Below are 13,125 nucleotides of genomic sequence, written 5' to 3'. Positions count from 1 at the left end.
CCGAGCGTAGGAATTTTTTACTATTTAATTATAATTTTGTTGGCGAGGGAACGCCCAGAAAATATTATATTTGAGTATATAAATTATTTTATGAAAGAAATTCTTTCGTTTAGAAAAGCAGTAAATGTAGATTTGGATAGAATTTGGGATATTCTACAACAGGCAATTCACAAAAGAAAAGAGGAGGGGAGTGAGCAATGGCAGAATGGCTATCCAAATAAAGAGGTGATAAAGGATGATTTGATCAATGGTTATGGATATGTTATTGTGGATGAACTCCATTTGATTATTGGGTATTTGGCTTTGATTGATCGTGAAGAGCCTGCTTATAATAATTTGGTAGGTAGTTGGTTAAGCGATAAACCTTATCTTGTTATTCATCGTTTGGCTATTGCACAAGATGTTTCGATAAAAGGAATTGGAACGTGGACTATGAAAGAAGTAGAACACATTGCTTTACTCAAAGGCATTCATAGTATAAAGGTTGACACAAATTTTGACAATCTTTCGATGTTGAGAATTTTGGAAAAATTAGGTTATAAATATTGTGGAGAAGTGCATTACGATGGAGATCCAAGAAAAGCTTATGAGAAATTACTATAAAAATAAATCCGACTGAAATTTCAGTCGGATTTTTAATAATTATACTAATCCAGCTCGCTTTAATAAAGCATCAGCTGTAGGTTTGTGTCCTCTAAATTCTTCGTATAATTTCATCGGTTCTACTGTGCCACCAGACGATAATAATTGATAGAATTTGTGAGCTGTTTCTTGGTTAAAAATTCCAGTTTCTTGGAAAAAGGCAAATGCATCAGCATCTAAAACTTCGGCCCATTTATAGGAATAATAACCAGACGAATAGCCTCCTTGGAAAATATGAGAAAAAGATGTACTCATTATATTTTTATCTACTTCTGGATATAATTCGGTTTGTTTGAATGTTGCTTTTTCAAATTGTTGTAAATCATTAATTTCTACTAAATCATTTGCGTGATAAGCCATATCCAATAATCCAAAACTCAATTGACGAACCATTTGATAACCTTCCATAAAGGTAGAAGACTCACGCACTTTGTTTATTAATTCTTGTGGAATAATTTTACCTGTTTTATAATGTTTAGCAAATAACTTCAATGCTTCTGGTTCATAACAAAAGTTTTCATAAAATTGAGAAGGTAATTCTACAAAATCCCAATATACATTTGTTCCAGATAGACTTTCGTAAGTTGTGTTAGGTAACATTCCGTGTAATGCATGTCCAAATTCGTGGAACAATGTTGTTACTTCCTGAAATGTCAATAATGACGGTGTATCTTTTGTAGGTTTTGTAAAATTACATACTATTGATATGTGTGGTCGTTTCGAATTACCATGTACATTAGAAGCCTCTCTATAACTTGTCATCCAAGCTCCTGGGCGTTTTCCTGAACGTGGGAAGAAATCTGCATACAATAAACTCAAGAATTCCCCATTTTTATCTAATACTTCGTAAGTCGTAATGTCCTCATTGTATTTATCTATAGTCTGAATTTCTTTGAACGTAATACCATATAATTTTGTTGCAATATCAAAAGCACCTTGAATGACATTTTCTAATTGAAAATAAGGTTTCAATTCTTCATCAGAAAGGCTAAATTTTTTCTGTTTCAATTTCTCTGCATAATACCCATGATCCCAACGTTGTAAAGTTTCAATCCCGTCAACTTCTTTTGCAAAGGCAGCTAATTCTTTGATTTCTTTTTCAGCAAAAGGTTTTGCCTTTGTTAATAAATCATGTAAGAAATCTAAAACCGTTTCAGGTTTTTTAGCCATACGTTCTTCTAAAATATAATCAGCATGCGTTTTGTACCCTAATATTTTAGCGCGTTCTTGATGAAGTTTTACTATATTCTTGACATTTTCTTCGTTGTTGTATTCATTATTTTGATAAGCTTTTACACCATTTGCTCTAAATAATTTTTCCCTCAATTCACGATTTTCAGCATATTGCATAAACGGAATGTAACTTGGTGCGTGCAATGTAATTAACCACCCTTCGTATTTTTTTTGTTCAGCATCTGCTTTTGCTTGATCGATGACATATTGAGGTAAACCTTTCAAGTCATTTTCATCTGTGATTATCAATTCGTATGCATTGGTTTCTGCTAATACATTTTGCCCAAATTGTAACGAAAGCATGGCTAATTGTTTATCAATTTCGCGAAGTTTATTTTTATCTTCTTCGTTCAGGTTTGCTCCATTTCTCGAAAAACCTTTGTATTTTTTCTCCAATAAATAAGCTTGCTCTTCTGTTAGTTTTAGCGAATCTTTTTGATTATAAACAACTTTAATTCGTTCAAATAAATCTTGATTCAAGCGTACATCATTCCCAAATTCAGATAATAATGGCGAAACTTCTTGCGCAATTTGTTGAATTTCATCATTTGTTTCTGCTGAATTTAAATTGAAAAAGATTGAAGAAATTCGACCTAACTTTTCGCCCGAAAGTTCCATTGCTTCAATTGTATTTTCGAAAGTAGGAGCTTCTGCATTTGAAGTAATGGCATCAATTTCTGCTTTTGCATCATCAATTGCCTGAATAAATGCAGGTTTGTAATCATCATTTTTGATTTTAGAAAAAGGAGCACTTTCAAAAGGTGTTTCAAATTTTTCTAATAGCGGATTCGTCATTTATAGTGTATTTTTTTGTTAAAATATAATTGTTTTAGCTCTTTCAAAATCTAATCCAAATGTAAAGAATCTGACAAATCGTCAAATTTAATGGGAGATTAATTTCGAGAAGAGTAAATTTGTTTTAAAAGTAATCAATTATGAGTGTAGCCTTATTATTTAATCAAAAACCAACAGAGGAATGGCAAAGAAATTTGCAGAAATTATTGCCAGAAACAAAAGTCGAAGTTTACCCAATTATTTCAAACCCTGAAGATGTAGAATTTATAGCGACTTGGAAACCGCACAAGGATTATATAAAAGAATTTCCAAATTTGAAAGTTGTTCAATCTGTGGGAGCTGGTATTGATCATTTATTGCATACAGAAATTCCTGATTCTGTAAAGGTAACGCGTATCGTGGATTCAGCTTTGAAACAAGAGATGTTTGAGCATGTGTTGGCGTGTGTAATGACATCAATGAAAAATCTATTGACGTATCATAAAGATCAGCTTCAACAGGAATGGAATCCAAAAAAATATACAAGTATTCATGAAACGACTATTACCATATTGGGATTAGGTGAGATAGGAAAACTGGTTGCAGAACGTTTTGTTGCCTTAGGTTTTCGCGTAAAAGGTTGGTCAAATTCTCAGAAGAATATGAATGGAGTAGCGACTTTTGTAGGTAAAGAAGGTTTGAATTCTGCTATTGCGAATACAGATTTTATAGTAAATATTTTACCGTTGACAACTGAGACAGAAAGTATTTTAAATTATAAGTTTTTTAATCAATGTTCTAAACAAACCGTTTTAATCAATGTTGGTCGAGGCGCTCATTTGGTCGAAAAGGATTTATTAATTGCTATTGATGAAAAGCAGATAAAAGAAGCCTATTTAGATGTATTCAGAGAAGAACCATTACCAGAAAATCACCCGTTTTGGTCGAATAAAAATATATACATAACGCCTCATATTGCGAGTGTTACTAATGCAACGACAGCTTTACAACAAGTAGCTACTAACTATAAGAAACTGAAAAATATGGAAACGTTAGAAAACGAAGTATCGTTGGATAAAGGCTATTAATTTCATCAAAATGACATAATATTTTGTTAAAAAGACGCTTTTAAGTTTTTACTTGTCAAAAAAATCTTTTAACATTGTAGTTGTAAAAATGACAGTTCAAAAATGAGTGACTATATTCAACTTTATTCAATTGATAATATATTAAGAACTTACAAAGAAGAGGCAACTGATCGTCGGTTAGCAATATTTGATGTAGGTCCAGAAAATAACTATTATTTTGTAAAACGTAAACCCTATAAATTTACGTCACTTGGGTTGATTTTAATTACAGCAGGAACATGCGAAATCACGGTTAATTTAGAACCAACGTTGATTAAACGTGATGATATTATTGTGGTTTTACCGGGTCAGTTATTCGAAATTATAGAACATTCGGCTGATTTTGCAGTACAAGCGATCTTTATTGATTCGGATTTGATTATAGAAGCTGGATTCCATGTGAAATCACATAATCTGGTTGAATTTTTGTCGTCTAAGTATCCTAAAATAATTTCATTAGATAAAAAAATTGTACGTGATATGCGTTATAATTTGAATAAAATCAGTAAATACACGATAAAAAACGATAATATCTTCGCAAAAGATTTGGTTTTACATCATTTTTCTGTCCTAATGTATGAAATGGGAAATTATTATAACCAAGCAGTAACAGCTAAAAGCGCAACGAAAGAAGTCAGAAAAGAAGAGTTAGCAAAACAGTTTTTGTATCTGGTTTCGACGCATTTTCGACGTCAACGCAATGTACAGTTTTATGCAGATGAAATGTTTATCAGCCGAAAGCATTTGACTAAAATTATTGTCGAAGTCTTTAATAAATCCCCCAAACAAATTATTGCCGAAGCTATTATATTGGAAGCTAAAGTTTTATTGAAAAACCCAAAACATAGTGTTTCTGATGTTGTAACTGAATTGAACTTTATTGACACTTCTGTTTTTAGTAAATTTTTCAAAAATTATGCAGGCATTTCTCCTACAACTTTTATAGCTTCAACCTAATTATTGACGTAAATCAATACAATTCTAAAATCTTCTTAAAACGTCTTTTTGACATATTATTACGTTTATTGTGCTAACTGATTTCGTAAATTGGATAGACCTTTGTTGCTCAAATTTTGAATGATGCGTCTTTTTGTAGACGTTATTTTCTTAAAGTTTGATTGAAAAGAATTTTATGAAGGTAGATTTTACAAAAAAAATATTTGCACATATTTCAGCAATTGGAGGTTATGTGCCAGAAAATAAACGAACTAATTCTGATTTAGAAAAAATTACAGATACTTCTGATGAATGGATTGTAAAAAGAACAGGAATTAAAGAACGACGTATTTTAGAGGAAGGTTTAGCAACTTCTGATATGGCAGTTCGTGCGATTCATAACTTACTTGAAACTTACCAAAAAGACATCAAAGATGTTGATGCATTAATTGTCGCTACTTCTACACCTGATATGCTGATGCCTGCAACGGCAAATATCGTTTGCGAAAAATTAGGAATAGAGAATGTATGGGCATTTGACATGAATGCAGCTTGTTCTGGATTTTTATACGCGCTCGATATGGGTGCTTCGTTGATTGAAAGCAATCGTTACAAGAATGTCTTGGTGATTGGTGCAGACAAAATTAGTGCGTATGTAGACATCAAAGATCGTTCGACGAATATCTTATTTGGTGACGGTGCGGGTGTTGTTTGGCTTGAACCAACAAACGAAGAAGGAATTTTAGATGCCTTGTTGTTAAGCAACGGAACTGGAAAAGAATTCTTAAACATCGAAGGAGGAGGATCTTTATATCCTGCAAGTTCGCAGTTATTGGTAGATGAGAAGCGTTATATCAGACAAGATGGTAAAATTGTTTTCAAAAATGCCATTCAATCAATGAGCGATACCTGTATAAATGTGTTAAAACGAAATGATTTTTCAGTAGAAGATGTGAATTGGTTAGTTCCGCATCAAGCGAATAAACGAATTATTGACGCTGTAGGAAACGAAATTAATATTGAAGAGGGTAAAACGTTAATCAATATAGAAAACTACGGAAACACAATCGCAGCCACTATACCGTTATGTATTTGGGAAAATACATCAAAATTAAAGAAAGGAGATTTATTGATGTTGACAGCATTTGGAGCAGGTTTCTCTTGGGGAGCAAGCTTATTGCGCTGGACTATCTAATCGATAAAATTCATATATTTTTTGTTCTAAAAGAACGGCAATTTTTGTCGTTCTTTTTTTATTGTAATCCATCAAATTCTTCTTCACACTTTTTACATTTAAAAACATTTTTGTAGTAAATAGGGTACACCCAAAAGAGGATAGAAGATAATAACGAAAGCAAACCTTTTCTTCCTTTCATTGATTTGAAATAACTATAATACGCTTTGCTACCACATTTCGGACAGACGATAATTTCATCTAAATCATTCGTATAATCAGTTGCGTTAATCTCATCCAAAACCTTCATAGCACGGGCAGTGTCTTCTTCTTTTATCTTCACTTTTACGCCACCTATTGCATTAGACAAGAACTGATTTATTCCAACCGAATGTTCATCAAAAACAAATGCATCTATATTTTCACTTTCCAATTTCGAACGTAAAATATGCGCTTCAATCGGAGTTTCAAATGTTTTTAATGTAATTAGTTCCATAATAATTGTGTTAAATATTCAATTCGTATCGTTTATAAAATTAGTTCTTTTTAACTTAATGTTCTAATATTTTTAGAAGATGAAGACTATTATTCAATATTTATTTTTAATCGTATTACTGATGAACACAGCAAATGCACAAAACCTAAAACAAGTTGTTTACAAAGATGGTATGCAAAAACTAAATGGTTTAGTCACGGAAAATGAGACGAATAAATTGCCAGGAGTTTTGATTCTTCCTGCTTGGAAAGGTGCAGATAATGAAGCAAAACAAGCTGCATTAGACTTGTCAAAAGAGGGATATATAGCATTTATTGCAGACATTTATGGCGAAGGTAATTATCCAACTAACAATGCAGAGGCAGCTAAAATTGCAGGGAAATATAAGACAGATTATAGCGCGTATCAAAAACGAATTGACTTAGCTTTACAACAGTTAATCGAAGCGGGTGCCGATTCAAACAAAATTGCAGTAATTGGTTATTGTTTTGGTGGTACAGGCGCTTTAGAAGCAGCACGTGCTCAGTTACCGGTGCTTGGTGTAGTTTCTATTCATGGAGGATTGGCAAAAGATACAGTTCGAGAAAATCTACCATTAAAAACAAAAATTTTGATAGAGCATCCAGCAGAAGACGAACCGGTAAAACAAGAAGATATATCGAATTTGATAATCGAAATGAATGCAGGAAATACAGATTGGCAAATGATTACCTATGCCAATTCCAAACATACCTTTACAAACCCAGAATCACCAGACTATAATAAACAAATGGCAATCAGAGCGTGGCAACACACTTTGTTGTTTTTGAAAGAGCTTTTGAAATAATTATTTGATAAACAATTCTATCATCTCATACCAAAAAGCAGCGGTAAAGAACCCAACAATAATACTAATTCCAATAATCAAATTGGTTAATTTAGTGTTGAGTTTAAACTGCTCTGCAATGATACTCGAGGTTACTAAAGTTGGCATTGCAGCCTCGAAAATAGAGATTTTTGCTACATCACCTTTTATACCAATTACAAGGGCTAAAAGCATCACAACGGCAGGTGCAATCATCAGTTTGTACACCATCGACATCGAGATTTGAGACCATAACTTTCTCCAACCATTAAATTTTAATTGTAATCCAACCGAAAATAAAGCTAAAGGACCAACTGTTGCAGCCAATTTATCAAAGAAAGGTTCGGCTGGAGATAAGTCGACAAATTGTGACAAAATCAATGCACTGATACAACCCAAAAAAGGAGGGAAGGTAAACAATCGTTTCAAAATAAAGGAAGAACTAATTGTTCCAGAACCGTTACTACCACCTTTTAAGGCTGATACAATTCCGATTGTAGACAAACACAAAAACATCGTTTGATCGCAAATAATCGCAATACTCAAATATTGTTCACCATAAAATGCCGAAATCAATGGAAAACCGATGAATGAAGTATTGCTATAACCACTCGCCAACTCTAACGAACGTTGCGAACGTTCAGAATACCCTTTTGCTTTGCTGTAGAACTTCATATAAAACAAACTTCCTACCGCAATAACAACTGTAGAAAGAATAGGGAAAAGCATTTCTTGCGACCATTCTACCTTCGGCAAATATTTAAACGAAACCGCCGGTAAAGCCAAATACAATATCCATGTGTTAATCCCTTTATGTGCATCGGGATGAATAGATTTGGTGGCTTTAAAAACCATTCCAGCGATTATACAAACTGCAATTAAAATAAAATTGGTCATTTTCGTGAAAATTAGAGTGCAAATTTACAATTGGAATTAAAAAACATTTTTCTAATTCGATGTTTATTTTTTATAAAATGTCTTGATTAGATATATTTAATTTATTGTATTTAAAAATGGCTTTGTTGAATTTTAAATCATTCACTAAACGACTATTTTATTCTCATCATCGTGACCAAAGATGTAGCTGCATGTGTTTCTTTCCCAGTTTCTTCGTTTACAACATATACCTCTGTTCGTATGGTACTTATCTTTTTTCCACCTTTTATCACATACGCTTTCGACAATAAATAATCGCCCAATGCTGGTCTCAAATAATTTACCTTTAGTTCTACGGTTACCACATAACAATCATCTTCATAATGCGAAACAGCTGCATACCCAGAAGAAACATCAACCAAAGAAGCAATCATTGCACCATTAAACATCCCATGTTTACGCGTCATCATCTCTTGTTTCGGTATTTTGATAGAAACATAATCAGTTTCACATTCAATCAATAAAGCGTTATAGAATTTTAATGTTTCCGAACGATTAAAACTTGCTTCTATTAACTTTCTTTTTTCTGGTGTCATAAAAAATATACTTTCAACAAATATAGAGATTTGTCAAAAGCAAATTAACGTTAAACTCTTATGTTACTTAAGTTTTCTTCTCTGATAATTTTGTCCTTCTAAGCGTTTAGAATAGTCCAAACAGCTTTTAATAGAAAGCACCTTATTTTAAAATCGCCAATAGGAGTGTCAAACTATAAAGATTTAGCACTTAAAATTCTATTCTCTATCTACATTTCTTTTTTTAATGCGATTCTGAAATGAGATCAAAAATGACGTTTTTTTCAAGCAATAGAAGTATATAACTAACTTTATATAGAAAATTTTACAAAAGTTTCACATAAAATTAACTTTTTACCGAAAAATGTTTTATACATTTGAGTAACAAAGTAATTAAAAAATGAAGTTTACGTGCTTATATATGTCGATTCGCAAACAGGTTTGGAATATCCAGACGTGGGAATGTCATGTATACTAAAAAGAGATTTTATTTTTTAATATATTTTATAATTCCCTGTCGAGTGTCGATGGGGATTTTTTTTTGACTAAAAGAAAACAACAATTACCCATATAAAATTAAAAACAATGCAAAGTTTACAACAAGTAACAATCCCAGTTTGGCCCTTAGAGGACAATACAATTTTAAACAATGTTTCAGTAACATTTCAACTATTTGGGCTTCCATTAGGAACAGCACCAGTTATTTTGATTAATCATTCCTTACACGGAGATTCAGATTGTACCTATCATTGGGATGGTGTCATGGGAAAAAACAAAGCAATTGATCTTAATGAGTATACGGTAATTAGTATAGATATTCCTGGCAATGGTGTTTCCCAAACCATTAAGTACGATTATATTCCACGCGATCATATCACAGCACGCGATGTGGCGGTGTTGTTTTGGTTGACGTTATTTGAGTTGGAAGTACAAGAAATTTTTGCCATTATTGGTGCAGATTTAGGTGGAGGATTGGCATGGGAAATGGCGTGTCTGTTCCCTAATAAGGTGCTCAATATTATTCCGATAGCAGCAAGTCCTAAGACAACAGATTGGTTGGTAAAAGAGCCTACTGCAAAAAGTGAGTACCTAAAATCTATTTTCTATTCGATAGATATTTCACGTAACAGAGGCGATATTTTAGAAGTTTCGCAATACATCAAATCAAAAATACATGTGATTTATGTGAAGAACGGAAACTTGTTCAATAAAGCCGAACTAAAACGTTATTATGCCAAATTACAAGGGTTTAACAAACATGTGCAGTTTCATGAAATAGAACAAATAGAAGACAACGAATTATTAAAACACAACATCGACAAAGTCGAAAAAATAGTAGACGGTATCCTCGAAAAAGAGTTTATTAATAACGTTGCATAAAAACTAAAGCTCCTGAGAAGGAGCTTTTTTGGTGGTTTATATTATGTATTTAAAATTAAAATTAGCATCATTTAAAAATGAAATGATGAGTAAATGATTTAATAAGTAGTTTATTTTATGATTTGTATTTTTTTTAAAAGTGTTTCAATTTCAGAATTTGTATATTTATCAATAGGATCAACCATTTCATTATCTTCTTTATGGTGATATTCACCAGCATCAAATGCATTATAACAATCCCAAGAAATATCAGGAAAAGCATAGTTATTAAAAAATAATTCATTTGTAATCCAATATCCATAAATTTTAGAAATCATTTCGTTAGCATCGTAATAGTCTATATCTTTATTCCAATATTTAATTGCAATTAAAATAGATAATTTTTCAATTAACTCGCTTGGGAATTCTGTAGGATGATTTAAAATAATATCTAATTCTGTATCGGAATTTAATAATTCTAAAAAGATAAGTTCTGTCTCAATATTTGTGTGGTTCATAATAAAGCATGTATATATTATAGTGAATTATAAGTTATTTTAATGTAAGATATTCAAAAAACACCAAAAAACCAATACACTTTCTTTAACCTCAAAACAACAATCCTACAATTTATATTAGACTTTTGTTTATACTATTTCAGAACTTTTACCTCTCCATCTACATATTCATAATCCCAACTAGATTCTGAACGACTAAGAGTAGGTTTCCCATCTTGGTCATATTCTCTTGTTTCAGTTTTACGAAAGTTATTTTTAGACAAAGATTTATAATACAAGTCTGTAAAAACACCTAAGTTTTGAAATGGGTTTTGCGATTGATCATAATTAGAGAAAGTGGTTACTTTGCGCTCTTTCTTCTTGTAATCAATGTAAGGAGGGACACTTTCATCATAAAAATCATAGTCAGCATCTCTGTAAACCAAACTATCTAAATTTCCCTTTGCATTAAAGTAAAAATCTCTACGACTTCTCAAATCATTTGTAAAATAATGATCGGTCACCAGAAAATCAATGTATTTTATCTGGTTGTTTTCATAAACATAGACATATTTTTCTGTATAATTGGGTCTTGTTTTATACGTTAAAGTAGCCTCAGAAATTTGTTGACCATTCACCGTATAAACATGTGTATCATTCGGATATTGATACCAATCTAATTTAGAAAACTTAGTTAGACTTGCAGTTTTATCTGTGTAACTAATATTAGTTTCCAATGATTTAGAAAACTGGTAAACGTAGCTTGTATACGGATCTATAATATACCATTCGCCAATTCGTTTGGTTACTTTATTATTTTGATATTCTAATTTTATTGTATCATATCCATTTACAGTAGTTATAAAATAACCTTTCGGATAGGCAGTAAAAGCACTATTTTCAGTAGTTGTATCAATATCATCATCATTGTTGCACGACCATAATAAAATAAGTGGTAATAAGTAAAGGAATTTTTTCATCGTGTTATTTTAGTTCAGTTTATTCAAAATGAATATTCAGTTTATTTCTTTCCCAAAGATATCAAAAATCTCTTATCAAACCCTTTATTGTAAAACTATAATCTTACAACTTTTCTTCGACTCATCTTCGTGTTTTGTTCGACAATTGTTTGAGAAAAGGTGCTGTTTTCCCATACTTTGTCGAACAATCCTCGAAGCATCCTCGAACGATGGTCGAACAAGACCAAAATCGACTAAAAATCTGTTTTCTTTCTAGCTATGATGAATAGGGCGTTAGCGAGGTTTTTGTTTTTGCTTAAAAGTAGTATTGTTCAAAAAGCAACTGGACAAACATGGACAAATGTGGACAAACGTGGACAATTTCGGACACAAAAAGGTGATTTTGTAAAACCTATGCTTTTGCGTGCTAACTTTATGATTATTAATGTTTAAAATAAGTAATTATGGCACAAATTAAAAAAGGAATTTTAGGTGGTTTCTCTGGAAAAGTAGGAACCGTAGTTGGTGCAAACTGGCGTGGAAAGGATATTATCCGTAGTTTGCCAAAGTCAAATAATAAAGCACCTACTGATTTGCAATTGTTGCAACGATACAAGTTTAAGAAAGCTGTCAAATTTTTGCAGCCAATTCGTATTCTTCTTAACGAATATTTTGGGAACAAAACTGGTGTACATTCTCGCTATAACTTAGCGGTGTCTTATACCATAAGCAATGCCTTGGACGTGGTAGATGACTTAGCTGTTATCGTAATGGAGCGCATATTGGTATCAAAGGGTGATCTGGTTGGTTTTTTGCGACCTACTTTAGTGCCTTCTGCTGTTGATAGTTTTGAGTTGCAATGGGAAGATAATTCGGGGCAAGGAAATGCAAAAGATACGGATATCGTAAATGTTGTTTGTTACTGTGAAGAACTGGATATATTTGAAGTTTATCATAGTATAGAATCTCGTGGAGGTTCGAGTGCTAATATTCAATTACCTACAAATTTTAATGGTAAAAAAGTTAATTTTTGGGCGTTCCTAAACAATCAGCTAAAGGGAATGTCGAGTACCAGTATTTATCTTGGAGAACATACGGTAGAATAAGTGCTGTTTAGATTTTTTGACAGGCTGAGAATAGCAATAAGAAACGTTATTTTGAGCGAAGTTGTGTAAGAAAATTGTATCGAGAAAAAGGTTTTTGACATAAAAATTTATTTTCGATACAATTTTATTTTTACACTAAATCGAAAGTTACTCGAACAGATGAATTCTTGTTTATTATGTTCTCTTGATTTTTTTATCTCTCGATGTAGATATAATTTTTTGTATTAAACATTTGTAGTTTAGGTGATTATGTTGTAAGTTGGTACTTTGTATTATTTTTAATATTAGATGGATGATCACCTATTTTTACAAAAAAATGGAGAGGCATTTAAGGAAATGAAACTTCTACTACTGGAATTACAAAGAACTCTTCTATTGTTAAGAGAAAATCAAAAATTCTATGATAACGCAGATCTAAAACGTTTACTTAACGTGAGTGATAGAACATTGTATTGTATGAGGAAAATGAACCAAATTCCTTATTTTAAAGTCGGGAATAAGTATTATTATCCAATGCAATTCTTTAA

Annotated in this window: 15 protein-coding genes; 9 read left to right on the top strand and 6 right to left on the bottom strand. The window is 31.9% G+C overall.

Annotated features, from left to right (window positions below; genetic code table 11):
• On the top strand, positions 1–603 hold a 603-nt coding region (locus tag Q0616_RS10575), incomplete at its 5' end, for a GNAT family N-acetyltransferase (RefSeq protein WP_366940316.1).
• A gap of 39 nt (positions 604–642) precedes the next feature.
• Here the strand turns inward: Q0616_RS10575 and Q0616_RS10570 are convergent.
• A complete protein-coding gene (locus Q0616_RS10570) occupies positions 643–2,670 on the bottom strand; it encodes a M3 family metallopeptidase (RefSeq protein ID WP_298776905.1) in 2,028 nt (675 codons plus the stop codon).
• 140 nt (positions 2,671–2,810) lie between these two features.
• Between Q0616_RS10570 and Q0616_RS10565 the strand changes: the two genes are divergently transcribed.
• The 3 genes from Q0616_RS10565 (at position 2,811) to Q0616_RS10555 (ending at position 5,907) form a co-directional block, all read left to right on the top strand.
• Positions 2,811–3,737, top strand: a complete 927-nt coding sequence (locus Q0616_RS10565) for a glyoxylate/hydroxypyruvate reductase A (RefSeq protein WP_298776903.1) — start codon at positions 2,811–2,813, stop codon at positions 3,735–3,737.
• A gap of 102 nt (positions 3,738–3,839) precedes the next feature.
• Entirely contained in the window at positions 3,840–4,733 is an 894-nt protein-coding gene (locus Q0616_RS10560) for an AraC family transcriptional regulator (protein ID WP_225541447.1), read from the top strand.
• Between the two features lie 175 nt (positions 4,734–4,908).
• Positions 4,909–5,907, top strand: a complete 999-nt coding sequence (locus Q0616_RS10555) for a beta-ketoacyl-ACP synthase III (RefSeq protein ID WP_171623942.1) — start codon at positions 4,909–4,911, stop codon at positions 5,905–5,907.
• Positions 5,908–5,965: 58 nt separating this feature from the next.
• On the opposite strand, the gene Q0616_RS10550 is transcribed toward Q0616_RS10555, so the two are convergent.
• Entirely contained in the window at positions 5,966–6,382 is a 417-nt protein-coding gene (locus Q0616_RS10550) for a DUF2007 domain-containing protein (RefSeq protein ID WP_298776901.1), read from the bottom strand.
• Positions 6,383–6,461: 79 nt separating this feature from the next.
• Here Q0616_RS10550 and Q0616_RS10545 point away from each other — a divergent pair, with 79 nt between their 5' ends.
• Positions 6,462–7,208, top strand: coding sequence for a dienelactone hydrolase family protein (locus Q0616_RS10545; RefSeq protein ID WP_298776900.1), 747 nt, complete (start codon positions 6,462–6,464; stop codon positions 7,206–7,208).
• Here the strand turns inward: Q0616_RS10545 and Q0616_RS10540 are convergent, their stop codons facing one another.
• Both Q0616_RS10540 and Q0616_RS10535 read right to left on the bottom strand, forming a co-directional pair.
• Positions 7,209–8,123, bottom strand: coding sequence for an AEC family transporter (locus tag Q0616_RS10540; RefSeq protein ID WP_298776898.1), 915 nt, complete (start codon positions 8,121–8,123; stop codon positions 7,209–7,211).
• 152 nt (positions 8,124–8,275) lie between these two features.
• Entirely contained in the window at positions 8,276–8,698 is a 423-nt protein-coding gene (locus Q0616_RS10535) for a PaaI family thioesterase (protein WP_171623939.1), read from the bottom strand.
• 564 nt (positions 8,699–9,262) lie between these two features.
• Here Q0616_RS10535 and Q0616_RS10530 point away from each other — a divergent pair.
• A complete protein-coding gene (locus Q0616_RS10530; protein ID WP_298776896.1) occupies positions 9,263–10,057 on the top strand; it encodes an alpha/beta fold hydrolase in 795 nt (264 codons plus the stop codon).
• A gap of 110 nt (positions 10,058–10,167) precedes the next feature.
• On the opposite strand, the gene Q0616_RS10525 is transcribed toward Q0616_RS10530, so the two are convergent.
• Positions 10,168–10,554 (bottom strand): hypothetical protein, encoded by a 387-nt coding sequence (locus tag Q0616_RS10525; RefSeq protein ID WP_298776895.1) that lies wholly within the window; start codon positions 10,552–10,554, stop codon positions 10,168–10,170.
• A gap of 134 nt (positions 10,555–10,688) precedes the next feature.
• A complete protein-coding gene (locus Q0616_RS10520) occupies positions 10,689–11,513 on the bottom strand; it encodes a hypothetical protein (RefSeq protein ID WP_298776894.1) in 825 nt (274 codons plus the stop codon).
• A 258-nt stretch (positions 11,514–11,771) separates the two neighbouring features.
• Between Q0616_RS10520 and Q0616_RS10515 the strand changes: the two genes are divergently transcribed.
• From Q0616_RS10515 to Q0616_RS10505, 3 genes are all read left to right on the top strand, one after another.
• Positions 11,772–11,945 (top strand): hypothetical protein, encoded by a 174-nt coding sequence (locus Q0616_RS10515; protein ID WP_298776893.1) that lies wholly within the window; start codon positions 11,772–11,774, stop codon positions 11,943–11,945.
• An 11-nt stretch (positions 11,946–11,956) separates the two neighbouring features.
• Positions 11,957–12,598: a DUF6266 family protein gene (locus Q0616_RS10510; RefSeq protein WP_298776892.1), complete on the top strand. Its 642-nt coding sequence runs from the start codon at positions 11,957–11,959 to the stop codon at positions 12,596–12,598.
• A gap of 288 nt (positions 12,599–12,886) precedes the next feature.
• Positions 12,887–13,125 (top strand): helix-turn-helix domain-containing protein (locus tag Q0616_RS10505; protein ID WP_366940315.1); only part of this gene is annotated, 239 nt, incomplete at its 3' end.

Source organism: uncultured Empedobacter sp. (genome assembly GCF_937930195.1).
GTDB lineage: Bacteria > Bacteroidota > Bacteroidia > Flavobacteriales > Weeksellaceae > Empedobacter > Empedobacter stercoris.
This window is presented reverse-complemented; position numbering and strand designations above follow the sequence as displayed.

Bases quoted from the DNA above. Each gene is read 5' to 3' on its own strand.
- Q0616_RS10570 (WP_298776905.1), bottom strand. From the start codon at position 2,670: ATGACGAATCCGCTATTAGAAAAATTTGAAACACCTTTTGAAAGTGCT.
- Q0616_RS10565 (WP_298776903.1), top strand. From the start codon at position 2,811: ATGAGTGTAGCCTTATTATTTAATCAAAAACCAACAGAGGAATGGCAA.
- Q0616_RS10560 (WP_225541447.1), top strand. From the start codon at position 3,840: ATGAGTGACTATATTCAACTTTATTCAATTGATAATATATTAAGAACT.
- Q0616_RS10555 (WP_171623942.1), top strand. From the start codon at position 4,909: ATGAAGGTAGATTTTACAAAAAAAATATTTGCACATATTTCAGCAATT.
- Q0616_RS10550 (WP_298776901.1), bottom strand. From the start codon at position 6,382: ATGGAACTAATTACATTAAAAACATTTGAAACTCCGATTGAAGCGCAT.
- Q0616_RS10545 (WP_298776900.1), top strand. From the start codon at position 6,462: ATGAAGACTATTATTCAATATTTATTTTTAATCGTATTACTGATGAAC.
- Q0616_RS10540 (WP_298776898.1), bottom strand. From the start codon at position 8,123: ATGACCAATTTTATTTTAATTGCAGTTTGTATAATCGCTGGAATGGTT.
- Q0616_RS10535 (WP_171623939.1), bottom strand. From the start codon at position 8,698: ATGACACCAGAAAAAAGAAAGTTAATAGAAGCAAGTTTTAATCGTTCG.
- Q0616_RS10530 (WP_298776896.1), top strand. From the start codon at position 9,263: ATGCAAAGTTTACAACAAGTAACAATCCCAGTTTGGCCCTTAGAGGAC.
- Q0616_RS10525 (WP_298776895.1), bottom strand. From the start codon at position 10,554: ATGAACCACACAAATATTGAGACAGAACTTATCTTTTTAGAATTATTA.
- Q0616_RS10520 (WP_298776894.1), bottom strand. From the start codon at position 11,513: ATGAAAAAATTCCTTTACTTATTACCACTTATTTTATTATGGTCGTGC.
- Q0616_RS10515 (WP_298776893.1), top strand. From the start codon at position 11,772: ATGATGAATAGGGCGTTAGCGAGGTTTTTGTTTTTGCTTAAAAGTAGT.
- Q0616_RS10510 (WP_298776892.1), top strand. From the start codon at position 11,957: ATGGCACAAATTAAAAAAGGAATTTTAGGTGGTTTCTCTGGAAAAGTA.